16 protein-coding genes are annotated in these 18,236 nt (G+C 33.2%); 11 read left to right on the top strand and 5 right to left on the bottom strand.

The genetic code is table 11. The annotated features are described in order from the left end of the window. Nucleotides 1–68 precede the first annotated feature (68 nt). From JNO63_RS07885 to JNO63_RS07905, 5 genes are all read right to left on the bottom strand, one after another. The gene (locus JNO63_RS07885; RefSeq protein WP_203128292.1) at nucleotides 69–1,496 is read right to left on the bottom strand and encodes a hypothetical protein; all 1,428 of its coding nucleotides are present in this window, start codon (nucleotides 1,494–1,496) and stop codon (nucleotides 69–71) included. 101 nt (nucleotides 1,497–1,597) lie between these two features. Next, nucleotides 1,598–1,858 carry a kinase to dihydroxyacetone kinase gene (locus JNO63_RS07890; RefSeq protein ID WP_203128294.1) on the bottom strand — a complete coding sequence of 87 codons (261 nt, stop codon included), beginning with the start codon at nucleotides 1,856–1,858 and terminating at the stop codon, nucleotides 1,598–1,600. Nucleotides 1,859–1,866: 8 nt separating this feature from the next. Next, nucleotides 1,867–2,985 (bottom strand): toxic anion resistance protein, encoded by a 1,119-nt coding sequence (locus JNO63_RS07895; protein WP_203128296.1) that lies wholly within the window; start codon nucleotides 2,983–2,985, stop codon nucleotides 1,867–1,869. Beyond that, nucleotides 2,982–4,073 carry a 5-bromo-4-chloroindolyl phosphate hydrolysis family protein gene (locus JNO63_RS07900; protein WP_238390500.1) on the bottom strand — a complete coding sequence of 364 codons (1,092 nt, stop codon included), beginning with the start codon at nucleotides 4,071–4,073 and terminating at the stop codon, nucleotides 2,982–2,984. The genes JNO63_RS07895 and JNO63_RS07900 overlap by 4 nt, the downstream gene beginning before the upstream one ends. A gap of 72 nt (nucleotides 4,074–4,145) precedes the next feature. Then, nucleotides 4,146–6,995: an insulinase family protein gene (locus JNO63_RS07905; protein WP_203128300.1), complete on the bottom strand. Its 2,850-nt coding sequence runs from the start codon at nucleotides 6,993–6,995 to the stop codon at nucleotides 4,146–4,148. An 84-nt stretch (nucleotides 6,996–7,079) separates the two neighbouring features. Between JNO63_RS07905 and JNO63_RS07910 the strand changes: the two genes are divergently transcribed. The 11 genes from JNO63_RS07910 (at nucleotide 7,080) to JNO63_RS07960 (ending at nucleotide 17,906) form a co-directional block, all read left to right on the top strand. Then, nucleotides 7,080–7,652 carry a hypothetical protein gene (locus JNO63_RS07910; RefSeq protein WP_203128302.1) on the top strand — a complete coding sequence of 191 codons (573 nt, stop codon included), beginning with the start codon at nucleotides 7,080–7,082 and terminating at the stop codon, nucleotides 7,650–7,652. A gap of 3 nt (nucleotides 7,653–7,655) precedes the next feature. Next, nucleotides 7,656–8,648: a Gfo/Idh/MocA family protein gene (locus tag JNO63_RS07915; RefSeq protein ID WP_203128304.1), complete on the top strand. Its 993-nt coding sequence runs from the start codon at nucleotides 7,656–7,658 to the stop codon at nucleotides 8,646–8,648. Between the two features lie 73 nt (nucleotides 8,649–8,721). Beyond that, nucleotides 8,722–9,741, top strand: coding sequence for a PTS sugar transporter subunit IIB (locus tag JNO63_RS07920; protein WP_203128306.1), 1,020 nt, complete (start codon nucleotides 8,722–8,724; stop codon nucleotides 9,739–9,741). 8 nt (nucleotides 9,742–9,749) lie between these two features. Continuing rightward, on the top strand, nucleotides 9,750–10,565 hold the full coding sequence (locus JNO63_RS07925; RefSeq protein ID WP_203128308.1) for a PTS mannose/fructose/sorbose transporter subunit IIC: 816 nt from the start codon (nucleotides 9,750–9,752) through the stop codon (nucleotides 10,563–10,565). 11 nt (nucleotides 10,566–10,576) lie between these two features. Further along, nucleotides 10,577–11,668: a PTS system mannose/fructose/sorbose family transporter subunit IID gene (locus tag JNO63_RS07930; RefSeq protein ID WP_203128310.1), complete on the top strand. Its 1,092-nt coding sequence runs from the start codon at nucleotides 10,577–10,579 to the stop codon at nucleotides 11,666–11,668. A gap of 3 nt (nucleotides 11,669–11,671) precedes the next feature. After that, nucleotides 11,672–12,028: a DUF956 family protein gene (locus JNO63_RS07935; RefSeq protein WP_203128311.1), complete on the top strand. Its 357-nt coding sequence runs from the start codon at nucleotides 11,672–11,674 to the stop codon at nucleotides 12,026–12,028. Nucleotides 12,029–12,209: 181 nt separating this feature from the next. Beyond that, on the top strand, nucleotides 12,210–14,267 hold the full coding sequence (gene fusA, locus JNO63_RS07940; RefSeq protein ID WP_203128313.1) for an elongation factor G: 2,058 nt from the start codon (nucleotides 12,210–12,212) through the stop codon (nucleotides 14,265–14,267). A 15-nt stretch (nucleotides 14,268–14,282) separates the two neighbouring features. Then, the gene (locus JNO63_RS07945) at nucleotides 14,283–16,277 is read left to right on the top strand and encodes an alpha-amylase family glycosyl hydrolase (RefSeq protein WP_203128321.1); all 1,995 of its coding nucleotides are present in this window, start codon (nucleotides 14,283–14,285) and stop codon (nucleotides 16,275–16,277) included. After that, complete coding sequence (locus JNO63_RS07950) at nucleotides 16,274–16,756, top strand: SGNH/GDSL hydrolase family protein (protein ID WP_203128323.1); 483 nt, start codon at nucleotides 16,274–16,276, stop codon at nucleotides 16,754–16,756. Before JNO63_RS07945 ends, JNO63_RS07950 begins: the two co-directional genes overlap by 4 nt. Before the next feature lie 87 nt (nucleotides 16,757–16,843). Continuing rightward, on the top strand, nucleotides 16,844–17,695 hold the full coding sequence (locus tag JNO63_RS07955) for a mechanosensitive ion channel family protein (protein WP_203128325.1): 852 nt from the start codon (nucleotides 16,844–16,846) through the stop codon (nucleotides 17,693–17,695). Beyond that, nucleotides 17,682–17,906, top strand: a complete 225-nt coding sequence (locus JNO63_RS07960) for a DUF951 domain-containing protein (RefSeq protein WP_203128327.1) — start codon at nucleotides 17,682–17,684, stop codon at nucleotides 17,904–17,906. Before JNO63_RS07955 ends, JNO63_RS07960 begins: the two co-directional genes overlap by 14 nt. Nucleotides 17,907–18,236: the final 330 nt, after the last annotated feature.

Genomic DNA, 18,236 nt, shown 5'->3' on the forward strand with positions numbered 1-18,236 from the left:
TACATTCCGCTTAAAATATTATTAAGTTATTCCGTGTTTATGGGTTCAGCTCAAACCTAGCTTTTTGCTTATTTTTTATTTTTTTGATTTTTACTCAAGAAATAGTAAGCGCCTAGGGCTATAACTAATATACCCACTACATATCCAAGACTTTTTATACCTGTTTTTACAATGCTTGCTGCATTAGTATTTTCTCTTGGAGCTACAGTTTGGTTGGCTTCTGTTTCGTTAAATTCTTCTTCTTTATCATCGTCAGTATCTTCGCTTGTATCTTTGTCCTCATCATTTAGTTCTGAAGACTTGGTTTTGTTGTCGATAGTTACAGTTTTTGGTACTTCCTTTTCTTGGTTTTGATTTTCTGAATCTTTATTTACTTCAGCATTAGTATTTTCTGCCCCGTTATCTTTTTTATTATCATCAGCATTTGATTCACTTAAGGCTTTTTCTGTAAATGGATATAGCCATGAGTCAGACCCTAGGTTGGATGTATAGTTTGCAGATGCATCTAACTCTTCGTTTGATAATTTACCATCTTTGTTTGTATCTATGGCATCAAGTTCTCTTTTTTGGGCATCAGATAATTCTTTATACTTACTGCTTGTTTTATCATTTTTTAAAAAAGCAGATTCGTTTTGAGTAGCTGATGATCCTGTAGTTTGTGTAGGATTTTCTATAGTTTGACTTTCTTCTATTAGATTTTGATCACTTGTATCTGTATTTCCAGCTATAAATAATTGATTTTCTATTTCTGTTTCATCTTCTTTTACTAAAGATGCTGGGATTTCAAAGTTTAGTTTATCTGCACTTTTTAGAAAATCATTTAAAAGCTCATTTGCTTTTTCATTTTCTTTATTTTCATTAGCTTTATTTAAAATCTCATCGTATTTTGATTTTAGATTTACATCAGCTGAGTAATAAGCTTTTGAGTTTTGGACTGCTTTTATATTTTGCTCGAGATTTTGAGGTTTTTCACTTGTTTCATCTTCAAAAAGAATGCCGTTTGTAATAAAGTTTTGTGTGGCTAGATCTATATTTTTAATCTCTTCATCTGTCAATAAAAGAGACTCTTGTTTTTGCTCTTGGCTAATTAAAGATTTTAGATATTCGCTTTGATCTTTAATTTTAGCAAGGTCATCACTATTTAAAACTTTTTGGCTATCTTTTATGAGCTCTTTAAAGCTTTGTGCATCTATTTTTTTTATTAGTTCAATATTCGCCTTTAAATCATAACGTAGATTGTATTCTTCTCCAAATCTGTTTGCTAGATTTTCTAAATCTTTTTCTAGCTCTGGATTTGGAGTGATAGCCTTGTTTTTTTGTTCTAATAAATTATTATAGGCTTCTATTTCATTTTTTGAAGCCTTATCAATATTTTTTAATTCATTTATATTTTGGATTTCTACTTCCGTATCGATTGCTAATGAGTTTGTAACTGGTGCGGCTAAGCCAATAGCAAGGGTGAGGATAAGTATTTTTCCGTAATTTTTAATTTTCATAATATACTCTTTCTCTTTATACTTTTTTATATTATTATATTAAAAATTAAGGATTTTTCAATCAAAAAAAGCTAGGACAAGAAGTCCTAGCTTTAGTATAATTAACCTTTTAGTCCCTCAGCTTGTCTTAGCATATTTTCTACAACAATGTCGTGAATTTCTCCAAGGCTTGCTCCATATTCTAAGATTTCCCAAGGTCTATTTGTGTGAAAGTGGATTTTGATTAGTTCTTCATCACCTACTGCAAGTAGGCTGTCTCCTTCAAAGTTTTCTGTAATGTGATCAAAGATTTCATCTTCATCTAAATTTTCACCTGCTATTAGCAATTGTGTATCAAATTTAAAATCTCCTATATCTACCATATTTCCTCCTAATTACTGTTTCCTTTTGTTAAATTTCTCTTAAGTTCATCTTCTAGCCTTGCTATTTCAGCTTGGGCCAAAGTCCTATTTTTCTTACCCTCGATTTGGATATTTCTAACTTCTTCTATTGTAGAAATAAGTTGGTCGTTGGTATGTTTGATTGTATCTAGGTCTATAATACCGCGTTCTGTAGCTTTTGCAGTTTCTATTGTGTTTTGTTTTAAGGTATCTGCATTTTTTCTTAAAAGCTCATTGGTTAGGTCTGTTACTCTTTTTTGGGTGGCAATAGCTTGGTTTGTGTGATTCATCCCAAGGGCTAAGACCATTTGGTTTTTCCAAAGTGGAATGGTATTTACTATTGTGGTTTGAATTTTTTCTGCCATTATTGAGTTTGATGATTGTACCATCCTGATTTGTGGAGCCATTTGGATTGACACCATACGGGTTAGGTCCAAATCATGAAGTTTTTTCTCAAATCTATTTGCTTGAGCTTTTAGATCGTTTACTTTTTGGGCATCTAATGGCAAATTAGATTCTTTAGCTTGGGATTCTATGGCTGGGATTTCACTTGCATAAGTTTCTTGAAGTTTTCTATTTCCAGCTTCAATATACATGGTGATTTCTTTGTAGTATTCTTCGTTTAAGTCATACATCTGATCTAGCATTGAAATATCTTTCATAAGTGTTATTTGATGATTTTCCAAAGTTTTGGCTACTTCATCGATATTTTTTTCTGCTGATTGGTAGCGGACTTTTAAATCTTCTACTTTATTTACTTGTTTTTTTAAAAATCCTAGGGGACCAGAAGCTTCTTCACGCTCCATATCACGGATGTCCATAACAACTGAATCAAGCAGCCCACCGATTTCTCCAAGGTCCTTATTACGAACTGTATCTAAGGTTTTTTCTGAGAAATTTGAAATCTTTTTTTGAGCACCTGATCCATATTGAAGGATGATGTTTGTATCTTCAAGATTGATCTTTTTAGAAAAATCATCTATCATTTTTTCTTCTTCTGGAGAAAATTTTACATTATTTTCTACCAAATCAGGACTTTCATTGGTTATGTTATCTAATTTGCTATCATTTTCATCGGCACCGTCTAAAGTTAATTTTATATCACTCATTGATTACTCCAATCATCTTCTGCATAACCTTCTTGGTTTAAAAGTAAGTTTATTGTGTCAATGTCAGTTTTTATATCCATGGCCCTATCTGATAAAAGTTCTACTTTTATTTTATCAAAAGCTTCGCCAATAGTAATTATTGACTCGTTTATTTGCCCCATAGAATTTGTTATCTTTGAATTATTCGTACGCATCATTTCAAAATCACAATAGCTTTCTACTAGTTTTGCGGTAGTTGGCAAATAGTAGTCGCTAAATTTATTTAGGGCGTAGGACTTTTCTGGATATTTTTCTACTATATTTAGTATATCTCTTGAATTTTTTAAAAGTTTATCTACATTTGTTTTAAAGTTTGTATCATTTATTTTTGCTTGGCTTGTCTTTATTTCGTTTATGACAATTTTGCCTTGGTCAAGGATTTCTTTAGCTCTTTCAAAGCTTAAGTCTTCTGCTAAAACTTCATCTTCACTTTCAGTTTTTACTCTTGCTTCAGGGATTTCTTTTTTCTTATCCTTATAAAGCCTAAAGGTAGGGATGTCTAGGATAAAAAGTGAATCATCTTCTACTATGCGGGCTTGATGAAAGTAGCCGCGTTTCATCATTTTTGTAAGATCTGATACAGTTTTTTCTTCTGTTTGAGCAACTGCACTTGCAAGATCTCTTATAGAAATAACTGTATTGTTGCCAAGTTCTCTCAAAAATCTCACATAATTATTGGTAAGTCTAAAATACTCTTTACTAGCTTTCCAGGAAATATAAGGAAAGGATAGGGTTAGCGCAATTAAAAATAAGATTATGACAAACCCCTCAATATCACCAAAAGTAAAGAAGTCAATTACAGATGCTATAGTAGGAGGAATTAGTATTATTCCTGATAAAATAGATGCTGCCTGCCAACCCTTAGCCTTGGAAAGCTCTGGGGGTTTTTGTTCGCACACTTCTTTATTTCTAGTTTGGGGTAAGTTTTCTGTTTTTTCCTTTGATTCTGTAAATTTTTTTAGGGTATTATTAACAGAATTCTTAATAGACTCGCCAATTCCATAAAAATCTATATCATTAAAGTTAAAATTGTTTTTATTATCAGTCATCGCTACTCCTTGTATTATTAATATCATACCCTAATCTTTAATAAATTTAAATTAGTTTTAATTTATATTAAATTAGTCATCTAAATCAATTATCTTATCAAAGCTATCTTTAACTTTTGTTATACTATTCCTGTTGCCAAAGGCTACTAAATTATCTTTTTGCATGGATTTTGCAAATAAATCTGCATAAGCTTTTATGTCATCAAGACTTGCGTTTTTTATTTCTGCTAAGATTTCTTCTGGATCAAATGAATTTTCTTTTTTATATCTACCATAATCTTCATCAGCTAGGGTAGATGGAGATTTTGGTCTAAGAATAGAGCCCATTGATGAAATTTGTTGGTTTTCAAAGTCCCTACTTGTGAGGGAAATGTTTTTTGTAAGCTCTCCAATAGAATCAAAACTTTCAATAGTTTTTAAAATATTTGGATCGCGGTAGGAGTATGTTGAAATAAGTCCTGATCTATTTGTGGTGATTCCTGCTCCATATGCACCGCCCTTAGCACGGATAAGTTCATAAAGGTATGGATTTGATAAAATTGAAGTAGCCACCATGAGCTTACCATCAAAATCGTCGCCAAATTCCTTTATATTTGCAGTTTTTGAAATGTAGTTTACATTTGCATTTGAAAGGATGGCTTCCTTATAAGATTTAGGATTAAATTCTATTTCTACTTGATCTTGTTTTTCTAATAAGGAATCAAATTTATCGTTAATAATTTTTCTCATCTTCTCAAAATCATTATTTGAGCAAGTGATATTTATTTCTAGATTTTCAGTAAATATTTTTTTGTAAATGCTATTTATTTTACTTAAAAATTCATCGAAATTATTTTTAACTTCATCTATGACAGTTTTTAAGAATAAATAAGAACCAATGCCGTTAAACTCATCTTTAATCATAGAAGCCTTGTCTATATGAGCATTTGCTCTATTTATTGCCAAAATATGGCCTTGGTCATACATGCCAGATTCAAAATATGATTTTTTCATACGAAGGACTTCCAAAATCCTTTTTTGATTATCAAATTTGGAATTAAACATAAAATCAGCCATCAAATCAAGTCCCTTTTGAGCTGTTTCAATAGTTGATGTAAATGAAACTTTTTCTAGTCTTGCAATATCCTTATCATTTACATTTATAAATGCATTTGAGAAATTTGGGCTTGATAGGTATTGAAAAAGCACATCATCTATTTCGGTATAGGCCATATTTTCTGTATCAACTGAACCCATAAAGTCATTTATAAGTGAAAGATAGCCTAGCTCATTTAAATTTAAATGCTTTATGTCAAAATATAGCGAAGTATAGATTAAACCAGCTGTATCAATATCGTGGTAAATATAGGTGAATTTATCATCGATAAGTTCTCGAGCAGTTTTTTCTAACTTTGTTGGTACATCTTCTATATTTAATACTGGAATTGTGGCTTTTTCTTCTTCGGTATCCGCCTTATTTTGGTGAATTTCTAATCTTTCTAAATCACTTTTTATTTTTGCTAAATTTTCATCATTCATATTTTTATTTAGATTTGCAATGTAGTCGTCTAAATTTTTTTGTTTATTAGCCATATAATCACTACTTGGTTTTGCAATGTAGATTAATTTTGTTGGATTGTCTAAAAAGTTTTCTTTGATGAAGTTTTCATAATAGTCTGTATCTATTAGTTGTCTTAGCTCATCTAAGTAGTCAATTATGCTAAAGGTCTCAAAAATTGGCTTATCAAATTGCCACATTAAAAAGTAGGTTAGACCTCGCATTACAGAAATTAATTGATCTCTTTGTCCATATTCAAAGATAGAAAAGGCTGCCTTTAAACTTTCCTTATTCATGCCATTTGCAGCATCTTTCAAACCATTTTCAATTATTTCAACAAATTTATCTAGTTTTGCTCCGTCAGTTTTTTGGGCTTGTAAAATTATTGAGCTTCTTACCCCGTAGCCAACTCTTGCAGAAAAGTCATCTGGATCAATTTCTTTGTTGATTTCATTTTTAATTTTGGATGAATCCATGTGAAATAAGGCGCTAATGAGGATAAGGAGGGTAAGATAGTATTTTGTATCTTGACCTTCCTTAGTCAAAAATCCATAAAGCAAGTAATCAGCGTTTTCTTGGTCACTATTACCAGGATATGTTGATTTGATAGTATCAGAATAGTAATTATCAGGCACCTTTATTTCAAAATCAAGCTCCTTGTAATCATAATTTGATAAATATTCCTTATCCAAGTGGTCCAAATAAAAATCTATATCCAAATCTCCATAAAAATATATATAAGCGTTTGAAGGGTGGTAGTGAGTCTCATAAAAATTTACAAATTCATCATAGGAAATTTTATAAATATCAGCTGGATCTCCACCAGATTCGTATTCATAAGGACTATTTTTATAAAGATGGGCTATAAAATCATCGTAAACAAGTTCATCAGGATCGGTAAGAGCACCTTTCATTTCGTTATAAACTACCCCAGAAATACCAGTGATTTTGTCATCATCAATTTCATAATGCCAGCCTTCTTGGTCTAATATTTCTTTTTTGTGGCGGACACTAGGGTTAAAAACAGCGTCCAGATATACGTCAGTTAGATTATAAAAATCTTTATCATTTTCGCTAGAAACTGGGTAAACTGTCTTGTCTGGATAGGTCATAGCATTTAAAAAAGTTTGAAGCGAAGAACTTGCCATATCCATAAATGGCTCGCGAGTCTTATATTTTTTTGACCCATTTAAAACTGAGTGCTCCATAATGTGGGCCATGCCTTTAGAGTTTGTTGGTGGAGTTTTAAATCCTATACCAAATGTTTTGTTTTTATCATCATTTTTTACATATACAACTTGTGCCTTGGTTTTATCGTGTTCATAAAGATAAACCTCAACACCCATTTTTTTGTAATTTTGTTTTTCCTTTAAAGTGTAAGTCATAATTCCTCCGTTTTTTTAACTATACTCCAACAAATATTTATCGATATTGGGTAAAAATTACAGAGATATATTTTAGGAGGATTTATGAAGAAAATAAAAACCCAGGAACTAACAGTTATGGCAATTTGTCTTGCCCTGATGGTAGTTTTAGGTACTGTTTTATATTTTGTGGGCAGGTCTTTACCAATACCTGGAGGTAGGCTTTTAGCCATGGCCCCTGCTTTTTCTTTTATTTTTACTGCTCTAATACTTAGGATTAAAAAAATTGGAGTTATTTCTTTTGTTTCTTTTGTATTTGGAATATTTTTACTAAAATTTTCAATATTTGGAGTCTTAGCTATTTGGATAAGTGCATTTTTGGCTGACATTTTGACATTTTTACTAATTAGAAATTACAAATCATATAAGGACATATACCTTACAGTCCCAATAAATGGATTTTTTCAAGTGTGGACTTCTTATATTGTAGTTATGAAATTTGTCCCAGAATCAAAATTTACACAAGCAGCCCTAATTCCAACCCTAATATTATCAGTGGTGGTTTATTTAATTGGATATTATTCTTCAAAATATTTTCTAAAATTAATGGAGAGAAGATCTCTATTGGGCGAAAAATTTGAAGATAAGCAAATAAAAATGAATTATGAAAAGAGGTAAGAAATGAAACTTGGAATACTTGGATCAGGAAAAATAGTACAAGAGGTTTTACCTGTACTAAATGAAGTGAAAAATATTGAAGTACTAGCAATTGCTGCACGAAATGAAGAAAAACTTAAAAGATTGTCAGAAGAATTTGCAATAGAAAAATATTATGTAGGCATAGAAGAATTACTTGCCGATGAGCAAATCGATACTGTATATGTTGCCCTTCCAAATAATTTGCATTTTGATGCTATGGATAAGGCAATTGATGCTGGAAAAAATATTATTTGTGAAAAGCCATTTACATCAAATGCCTATGAAGCAGAGATTATAATACAAAAGGCTAAAGAAAATAATGTGTTGATAGTAGAAGCTATAAGTCACAGATTTATCCCAAATGCTATAGAGGCCAAAAAAATTGTAAATGACTTAGGATATATCAAAATAGTTTCATTTAATTATTCCCAATATTCTTCAAGATATGACAAATTTAAAGAAGGCATAATCGAGCCAGTATTTTCCCTAGAAAGTTCCGGTGGAGCCTTAATAGATCTAAATTTATATAATGTAGCCTTTGCAGTAGATACTTTTGGCCTACCAAAGGATGTAAAGTACTTTGCAAATATTGAAAAAAATATAGATACATCTGGTATTGTTATTTTGGATTATGAGGACTTTAAAGTATCCTGCATTGGATCAAAAGATTCTGCTGCACCGATGGTAAATACCATCCAGGGAACAAAAGGAACTATTGAAATTCCAGATGCCCTTAATAGCTTTGAGGAGTTTAATCTAGAAGAAGTGGGAGATGATGGTCAATATTCTTTCCAATTTAACGAAAAGGGAAGATCAAGACTATATTATGAATTTGTTGCCATAGAAGAAATTTTAAGGACTCGTGATGAGCAAAGAGTGAATGAATTATTAGATAAAACTTACAATTATATAGAAGTTTTAACTAAAGCAAGATTTGATGCAAATATTTATTATCCTGCTGATAAAATTCGTTAAATTTGTGATATAATTAATTCGTAAGTCATTTTAATATGAATTTATATATTTTAATTTAATGAAAGGAGAGAAGATGGTAGGAATAATACTTGCAAGTCACGGCCACTTTGCTGAAGGTATCAAAGAATCTGCCCAAATGATATTTGGTGAGCAAGAAAAATTTGAAACAGCAATTCTTTTGCCAAGCATGGGACCGGATGACTTAAGAAGTGAGCTTGAAGCTTGTATCAAAAAAGTGGATAGCGATGAGATTTTATTTCTAGTTGATCTTTGGGGAGGCACTCCATTTAACCAAACTTCGAATTTACTTGAAGGCCATGAGGATAAATGGGCAATAGTTGCAGGTATGAACCTTCCTATGGTTATAGAGGCCTTATCAGAAAGATTTACAAACGAATCTTCACACGCAATTGCAAAAGCAATCGTAGGCTCAGCCAAAGAAGGAGTAAAAATCAAGCCTGAAGACTTAAACGAAGTAAGCGAAAAGGTAAACGAAACAAATGATGTAGATGATGCCCAAGCCCTAGTTGATGCAAAAAAAGCATCAGACGGATCAATTCCAAAGGGAACAGTTATTGGAGATGGTAAAATCGACATAGTCCTAGCTCGTATCGATACTAGACTATTGCACGGTCAAGTTGCAACTAGCTGGACAAAAGCTACAAAACCAGATCGCATCATAGTAGTTTCAGATGCAGTAAGCAAGGATGCCTTAAGAAAATCAATGGTAATGGAGGCTGAACCTCCAGGAGTAAAAGCCCACGTAGTTCCAATTTGGAAAATGAAAGGAATTTTAGATGACCCTAGATTTGGTGCAACACGAGCTATGCTTTTATTTGAAAAACCAGAAGATGTATTAGAATTATTAGAACTAGGTGGCAAGATTGATCATGTAAATATAGGATCAATGGCTTACTCTGAGGGAAAGGTAAACCTTACAACTGCCGTTTCTATGGGAAAATCAGACGTAGAAACTCTAGAAAAATTAAAAGACCAAGGTGTAACTTTCGATGTTAGAAAAGTCCCATCAGATAAAAAAGAAAAACTTGATAATATGCTTAAAAAAGCAAAAACAGAATTAAATATGAATTAGGAGAAGAAATGACTGCTATTAATATTATTTTAATCTTTATAGTAGCCTTCCTAGCAGGTTGTGAAGGGATTCTTGATCAATTTCAATTTCACCAACCATTAGTTGCTTGTACTTTAATTGGTCTAGTAACTGGACACTTTAAAGAAGGTATCATGCTAGGTGGTGCGCTACAAATGTTGGCCCTAGGTTGGTCAAACGTTGGAGCAGCAATCGCTCCGGATGCAGCTTTAGCATCGGTTGCATCTGCGATTATTATGGCTCTTGCCCTAAATGGAGGAACTACTAATGCTGTAGAAGCTAGAAGTACAGCTATTACTTTAGCAATCCCACTATCAGTAGCCGGTTTATTTTTAACCATGCTTGCAAGAACTATAGCAATACCTATGGTTCACGCTATGGACTCTGCTGCTGAAACTGCTAACTTTAAAAAAATTGAAAGAATCCACTGGACCGGTGTTCTTATGCAGGGACTTAGAATTGCAATTCCAGCACTTATTTTATGTTTTATCCCAGCAAAAGTAGTCACTGATGCCCTAAATGCTATGCCTGAGTGGTTAAAAGGTGGTATGCAAGTTGGTGGTGGAATGGTTGCAGCTGTTGGTTATGCCATGGTTTTAAATATGATGAGTACCAAAGAAACTTGGCCATTTTTTGCTCTTGGTTTTATCATTGCAGCTATACCAGATATAACACTTATAGGTCTTGGAGTCATAGGGATTGCATTTGCACTTATATATATGAAACTTAAAGGTATTGCCCAAAGTGGCGGAGGAGCTAGCGGAAATTCTGGCGATCCACTTGGCGATATTATAAATGATTATTAAGGAGGGATCTTATGACTGATAACAAAAAAGATAAAGATATAGAAGTTTTTGAAGCAGACTCTAGCAATAAAGTTATAAAAAATGAAGATCCTGCGGTTAAAAAAGAAGTTATAAAAGAAGAACCAGTAAAGACTGAAGTAGTCGAAACAAAAGAAGAAGTTGTAGATGAAAAATCAGAAACTAAAAATGCAGATAGAATAGAATTGCCAAAAAATGTCAGAAGAAAAATCTGTAACAGACACCAATTCTTACAAGGTACATGGAACTTTGAAAGAATGCAAAATGGTGGTTGGGCTTATTCTTTGATTCCAGCTATCAAAACCTTATACCATGACGAAGCTAGTCAAGCATCAGCACTAAAACGTCACTTAGAATTTTACAACACCCACCCATATGTATCAGCACCAGTTTTAGGTGTAACCCTTGCAATGGAAGAAGAAAGAGCAAATGGAACAGCTATTGATGATGCAGCAATCAACGGGGTAAAAGTTGGTATGATGGGACCTCTTGCTGGTGTAGGAGATCCAGTTTTCTGGTTTACAATTAGACCTATTTTAGGAGCCTTAGGTGCATCTTTAGCTTTAAGCGGAAATCCACTTGGACCAATTTTATTCTTTGTCCTTTGGAACATAATTAGATATGCTTTCCTATGGAAGACCCAAGAAGCAGGTTACAAGGCTGGTAATGAAATTACTAAAGACTTATCAGGTGGACTTTTAGGTAGGGTTACTCTAACAGCTTCTATCCTTGGTATGTTTGTAATAGGTGCCCTTGTACAAAGATGGGTAAGTGTAGACTTCCCTGTAGAAATTACAAGAGTTGCTCAAGATAGCAAAACATTTATAGATTGGGCAAATCTACCAGGTGGATCAGAAGGCATAAAACATGCTCTAGAAATGTATGAAACCTACGGGGCAAATGCCTTTAACCCAGAAAAAGTTACAACACTTCAAGATAACTTAGATATGCTTGTGCCAGGGCTTATGCCATTATTACTAACACTTGGTGTATCAAAACTTCTTAAAAAAGATGTTTCACCAATCGTAATCATCGTTGCCCTATTTATCATCGGTATCGTTGCTAGATACTTTAATATAATGTAGGTTATGATAGAGTCACAAAACAAAACTATCGACTTATCAATAAAAGCAAAACATCTCCAGGGTTTCACTAGCTTAGGAGATGTTGTTATAGGCGATAAGGCTTTTGAATATTACAACGAAAAAAATCCTAGGGACTTTATCCAAATCCCACGGAGCGAGATAGAACTTATTACTGCTGAAGTTATTTTTAAAACCAAAATCCCACGATTTGCCATTCACACCAAGCAAAATGGAGATTTTATATTTTCGACAGTAGATAATAAGAAAACCCTACGAGCCATAAATAAATATATACCAGGAGAAAAGCTTAGAAAATCACTTTCTTTATTAGATTATATTAAGCGTGCCTTTAAAAAATAGAGTACCAAAAGGGTGCTCTTTTTTTGTTTTAAATTGGGTATATATTTTAACAAAGCTTTATCTGGAAAACATTTGCAAAAAATGTGGAAAAGTAAATTAATTTGCTATATAATTAACTTATAAGGATTTAGAAAACATAATTTTTTAAAAAAATATAAATGTTTTCACAAAGGAGAAAAATATGAAAAATTATACTACATCCAAAATTAGAAACTTAGCTTTAGTCGGTCACTCAGCAAGCGGTAAGACTAGCCTTGCTGAAGCACTATTATACAAAACAGGTGCAATCGATAAAAAAGGAAGAGTTGAAGAAGGGTCTACAGTTTCAGACTATGAGGCTCAAGAGAAAAAAAGAGGGATTTCTATCCAAACTTCAATTATTCCTGTTGAATACGAAGACTACAAGATAAACTTTATAGATTCTCCTGGATTTTTTGACTTTGAGGGTGAAGTTTTGCAAGCTCTTAGAGCTAGCGAGGCAGCGCTTTTTGTAATTGATGGAGAAAATGGGATTGAAGTTGGCACAGAAAAATATTGGAACTACACCCAAGAGATAAATCTCCCATCTATCATTTTTGTAAATAAACTTGATAAGGAAAATGCTCATTTTAATAAGGTGGTATCAGATCTTCACATCGAGTTTGGAAAAAAAGTTATACCTCTAACATTGATGCTTGGTGAGGGAGATGAATTTGAAGGTGTTATCGATGTTTTAGATAAAAAAGCCTACACTTACGAAAACGGTGAGAAAAAAGAAGTGGAAATCCCAGAAATCCGCCTAGCAGAGGTAGATGCAGTTTATGAAGAAATTATAGAAGCAGTAGCAGAAACTGATGATTCGCTAATGGAAAAATTCTTTGAAGGCGAAGAATTTTCTGAAAGCGAATTTAGAAAAGGTCTTACAGAAGCCATATTAAACGGCACTGTTGTACCACTTATCGCAGGATCTAGCGAAAAAGAAATAGGACTTACTCAGCTGTTAGAAGTTATTACTAGATACATGCCATCCATTGATGATGAGGTAGCTCATATAGGTTTTAGAGTAAAAGATGGTTATGAAGCATTCGATGCAAATGAAGATGCACCATTCTCAGCAGTAGTTTTCAAAACCCTTGCAGATCCATTTGTTGGTAAAATTTCTATTTTTAAAGTATTATCAGGTTCAGTATCGAAAGATGATAAGATTTTAGACGTTACAAAAAATAAGGAGCTTAAGGCTTCAAATTTATTTTTCCTAAGAGGCAAAGAGCAAATTAAAACTGATAAGGTTATTGCAGGGGACATAGGAGCTTTTACAAAACTTGACGAACTTTCAACAGGTGACAGCCTTGCTACAAGTGAAAATAAGATTGAATACAAGCCAATTAAATATCCAAAACCAGTTTTATTTTATGCTATAAATGCTGTTAGCAAAAACGATGAGGATAAGATTTCTGAAGCCCTACAAAAATTAATCGAAGAAGATCCTACTTTCAAAGACGACAGAAATACAGAAACCCACCAACAAATATTATCAGGTCTTGGAAATGTCCAACTTGAAGTAATTATGGACAAACTTCGCGATAACTACGGAGTAAATACAGAAGTAGTAGACTACAAAATACCATATAGAGAAACTATAAAAGGCAATTCTGATGTCCAAGGAAAGCACAAAAAACAATCAGGTGGTGCTGGCCAATATGGGGACGTATTTATCAGATTTGAGCCAACCGAAGAAGATTTTGTCTTTGATGAGGAAGTATTTGGGGGAGCAGTTCCTAAAAACTATTTCCCAGCAGTAGAAAAAGGCCTTGAAGAATCACTTTTAGAAGGACCACTTGCAGGATTTAAGGTAACTGGCATCAAGGCGACACTTTATGATGGATCCTATCACCCAGTTGATAGTAACGAACAAGCATTTAAATCTGCTGCGAGAATTGCCTTTAAAAAGGGTATAGAAGAAGCAGACCCAATACTTTTAGAACCAGTTATGAAACTTGAAATCAGAGTCCCAGAATCATATATGGGAGATATCATGGGTGATATGAACAAAAGACGCGGCAGAATTTTGGGCATGGACCCACAAGCAGACGGCAGCCAAATAATACTTGCCGAAGCTCCATTATCAGAAGTTTTAACCTATGCCATTGATTTAAGAAGTCAAACTTCAGCAAGAGGCGCATTCTCAATGGATTTTGAAAGATACGAAGAAGTACCAAAAGAAATTACACAAAAAGTTATAGAAGCACACAAAGAATAAGTTTAGGAGGCAAAGATGGCAAAGTGGGAAATTTTAGACATTGACCCTTGGATAAAAGATTATGAAAATGATATAAATCTTAGAATGAGCGAATACGAAAAAGCGAAAAAAAGACTCATAGGAGATGGCCAAACACTTTCTGACTTTGCCAATGCCCACCATTATTATGGTTTTCATAAGACAAAAACTGGTTGGATTTACAGAGAATGGGCACCAAATGCAGATGGGCTTTACCTAATCGGTGATTTTAACGATTGGGACAGACACGCCCATCCTATGAAAAAAATAAATGATGAGGACTGGGAGATATCTATAAAGGGTATAAAAACCATTCCTCATGGTTCTCGCATAAAGGTTTTAGTAGATGCAAATGGCAAAATTTCTGATAGGATACCACTTTTTGCAAAGAGAGTAGAAAGAGATGAAAATGGAGATTTTGCAGCTATCATGTACAATCCACGCGCAAAGTTTAAGTGGACCGATGATGATTTTAAAATCCAAAATGACGATTTATTAATTTACGAAGCCCATATTGGAATGGCTGGTGAAGAAGGCAAAGTTTCTACTTACAAGGAATTTGAAAAAAATATCCTGCCTAAGATCAAAAAAGCAGGATATAATACTGTACAATTGATGGCTATTGCTGAGCATCCATATTACGGCTCTTTTGGATACCAAGTAAGCAATTTTTATGCTCCAAGTTCCTGGTATGGGGAGATTAATGATTTAAAATCCTTGGTAAATACTGCCCACGAAATGGGGTTAAATGTGATAATGGACCTGGTTCATTCTCATGCTGTAAAAAATACTATCGAGGGCATCAACGAATTTGATGGAACGGATTACCAATTTTTCCATACAGGAGAAAAGGGTGAGCACCCAGATTGGGATAGTAAATTATTTGACTATGCAAAACCAGGAGTAGCCCACTTTCTTCTTTCTAATGTAAAATACTGGCTAGAAGAATTTCATTTTGATGGTTTTAGATTTGATGGAGTTACATCAATGATTTATAAAAACCACGGTCGAGGGGTAAGTTTTGACCATTACGATAAGTATTTTTCTATGAATACGGATATAGAAGCGATAAATTATCTACAAATGGCCAATGAATTAGCTCGAGAAGTGAAAAAAGATGTTATTACTATTGCTGAAGATATGTCAGCAATGCCAGGCATGTGCATGCCAATTTCTAAAGGAGGCATAGGTTTTGATTATAGGCTAGCGATGGGTATGCCAGATTTTTGGGAAGGCACTCTAGAAAAACGCGATGAGGATTGGGATTTATCAAATATGTGGTACGAACTATCCACCCACCGCCCTGATGAAAAACGCATAGCTTACGTAGAAAGTCACGACCAAGCTTTGGTTGGTTCAAAAACCACTATTTTTACCTTGGCAGATCAGGAAATGTACTGGCATATGAATAAGGATGATGATAACTATATAGTAGAAAGAGCTATTGCACTTCACAAAATGATTAGATGGATTACAATTACCATGGGGGCAGATGGATATTTAAACTTTATGGGCAATGAATTTGGCCACCCAGAATGGATAGATTTTCCAAGAGAAGGCAATGCATATTCTTTTGATTACGCCAAACGCCAATGGTCACTTTTAGAAAATGATAATCTTAAATACCAGTATTTAGCCAAATTTGATCGAAAAATGTTAGAGTTTACAAAAGATAACGAGCAATTGGGTAACAGGATATTTAGACTTTGGATAGATAATGACAGAAAAGTAATTGCATACAGAAATAAAGATGTAGTTTATATTTTTAACTTCCACCCAATCAATTCATACGATTCATTTGCAGTTCCAATCCATGATATTGGTAAATTTAAAGTGGGCATGGATACTGACCAAGTGAAATTTGGAGGCAAAGGCCGCATTTCTCATGAATATATCTACAAGACAGAAAGACTAGCAGGCACAGACTATGACGGGATAAAAATTTATATCCCAGCAAGAACAGCCCTCGCCCTACAAAGGATTGATCAGTGAAAATAATTTGTTTGGGAGATTCATATACAGAAGGCTATTTGGTAGGCAAATCTTATGTAGATTTCCTAAAGGATTATGGCCATCAAGTCATAAATTTAGGCAAAAATGGAGATCGCACTAGTGGCATGCTAGAAAGATTTAGACCGGAGACTTGCGACATGCAAATAATATTTGCAGGCACAAATGATTTTTTTGATGCTACTAGCCCAGACCAAGTTTTTGAAAATATAAAAAAACTACTAAGAAATTCAAAAGGCAAGCAAAATATCATAATTAGCCCGCCCTTAATGGAAAAGGACGAATCCTACCCCAGATATGCTGAGATAAATGAAAAAATAAATAAATTAGGAGATTTAGAAAAAAATCTCGATGCAATATTAATAGATGCAAAAAAAATAAAACCCTCGTATATAGATGGACTTCATATGAGAGAGGACTTTCATAGAAAATTGGCTGATGAGATAATAAATCAAATCTAAAAACACAGGAACAAAACCCTGTGTTTTATTGTGGCAAAATTTGAAATTACATTATAAAATATATATTGAACTAAAAAAGGAGGAACTATGCCGGATATAGATATAAATCAGCTAATAAAAACAAATATCGTAAAAGATATCATAATAATTTTAATCATCCTAGTTATCAGCAAAATATTGCTCGATAGTCTATCGCATTTAATAAATAAATCCTTCAGTAATAAAATGGATGTAGATGGTTATAGAAAAGTAAGAATAGAAACACTAAGTAAAAATCTTTATACAGTTATTCGATTTATAGTAGGCTTTATAATTGTGATGATTATTCTAGATATGTTAGGAATAAACACCAGATCAATAATAGCAACAGCTGGAATAGGTGGAGTTGCCATCGCTTTTGGTGCACAAACTCTAGTAAAAGATATAGTTACAGGAGTCATTATTATCGTAGATGATACATTTAGAGTGGGAGATTGGATAAAAACAGCAGGAGTTGAAGGTACTGTCGAAACACTTGGTATGCGCCATACAAAAATTAGAGATTATGACGGTTCACTTCACACAATTCCTAATTCGCAAATCACAAATGTCCAAAATTTAAACAGTGGCCCAATGAGATTTGATTGTAATATTTACTTATCATATGATGTAAGCTACGAAGAAGCTGAGGATATAGTAGAAACAGTATCAAAAAAATTAAAAGCAGATAAAGATTTAGGAAAATACATTATTCAAGATGTAAGTGTATTTGGAATAATGGAAATTCGTGAATCATCATATCTACTAAGAACAACAGGAGTAGCAGTCCCAGGCCATCAATGGGCTTTGGGAAGAGAAGAAAGAAAACTAATTATAGATGAGATATATGGTAGAGCTTTAAACCCAAGCATACAAGTAGTAGCAATTGCAAAAGGAAAGGAAATAAATGAAGAAATATAAACAAGGAGATATTATAACTCTTAAAAAAGGCCATCCATGTGGAGAAAATAAATGGGAGATAGAACGCATGGGAGCAGATATGAAGATAAAATGCCTAGGGTGTGAGAAGGCTATTTGGTTAAAACGCATAGACTTTGACAAAAAGATTAGAAAAATACAAGATGAAAACGGCAAGATGGTCTCAATAGTAAACTATCAACCAGAATTATAAAAAAAATTAAAAAACTATTGACATATAAATTCAGTTCTGTATAATAGAAAAAGTCGACACCAAAGACTAAGAAGAGTGATTAAAAATAAATTAAAAAAACTCTTGACAAGTCATCAAAAAGGTGATAGACTATATAAAGTCGATACAGTTAATTTGTAAATGCTGAGTAAAATCTTTGTAAAAAACTTGCAAAAAGATTTGACAAAGCCAAAATTAAATGGTAGACTAATAAAGTCGTTACAAACAACGACAATATGAACCGGATGTTAAAACAAACATCTAAAATGAAATTTAATATCAATGATTATGTAAAACAAAAACATAATCAAC

It is taken from the genome of Anaerococcus sp. mt242 (genome assembly GCF_016798225.1).
Taxonomy (GTDB): Bacteria; Bacillota; Clostridia; order Tissierellales; family Peptoniphilaceae; genus Anaerococcus.

Coding starts and splice junctions, on each gene's coding strand:
- JNO63_RS07915 (WP_203128304.1), top strand. CDS start 7,656: ATGAAACTTGGAATACTTGGATCAGGAAAAATAGTACAAGAGGTTTTA.
- JNO63_RS07890 (WP_203128294.1), bottom strand. CDS start 1,858: ATGGTAGATATAGGAGATTTTAAATTTGATACACAATTGCTAATAGCA.
- JNO63_RS07930 (WP_203128310.1), top strand. CDS start 10,577: ATGACTGATAACAAAAAAGATAAAGATATAGAAGTTTTTGAAGCAGAC.
- JNO63_RS07925 (WP_203128308.1), top strand. CDS start 9,750: ATGACTGCTATTAATATTATTTTAATCTTTATAGTAGCCTTCCTAGCA.
- JNO63_RS07895 (WP_203128296.1), bottom strand. CDS start 2,985: ATGAGTGATATAAAATTAACTTTAGACGGTGCCGATGAAAATGATAGC.
- JNO63_RS07900 (WP_238390500.1), bottom strand. CDS start 4,073: ATGACTGATAATAAAAACAATTTTAACTTTAATGATATAGATTTTTAT.
- JNO63_RS07955 (WP_203128325.1), top strand. CDS start 16,844: ATGCCGGATATAGATATAAATCAGCTAATAAAAACAAATATCGTAAAA.
- JNO63_RS07960 (WP_203128327.1), top strand. CDS start 17,682: ATGAAGAAATATAAACAAGGAGATATTATAACTCTTAAAAAAGGCCAT.
- JNO63_RS07920 (WP_203128306.1), top strand. CDS start 8,722: ATGGTAGGAATAATACTTGCAAGTCACGGCCACTTTGCTGAAGGTATC.
- JNO63_RS07905 (WP_203128300.1), bottom strand. CDS start 6,995: ATGACTTACACTTTAAAGGAAAAACAAAATTACAAAAAAATGGGTGTT.
- JNO63_RS07935 (WP_203128311.1), top strand. CDS start 11,672: ATGATAGAGTCACAAAACAAAACTATCGACTTATCAATAAAAGCAAAA.
- fusA (WP_203128313.1), top strand. CDS start 12,210: ATGAAAAATTATACTACATCCAAAATTAGAAACTTAGCTTTAGTCGGT.
- JNO63_RS07885 (WP_203128292.1), bottom strand. CDS start 1,496: ATGAAAATTAAAAATTACGGAAAAATACTTATCCTCACCCTTGCTATT.
- JNO63_RS07910 (WP_203128302.1), top strand. CDS start 7,080: ATGAAGAAAATAAAAACCCAGGAACTAACAGTTATGGCAATTTGTCTT.
- JNO63_RS07945 (WP_203128321.1), top strand. CDS start 14,283: ATGGCAAAGTGGGAAATTTTAGACATTGACCCTTGGATAAAAGATTAT.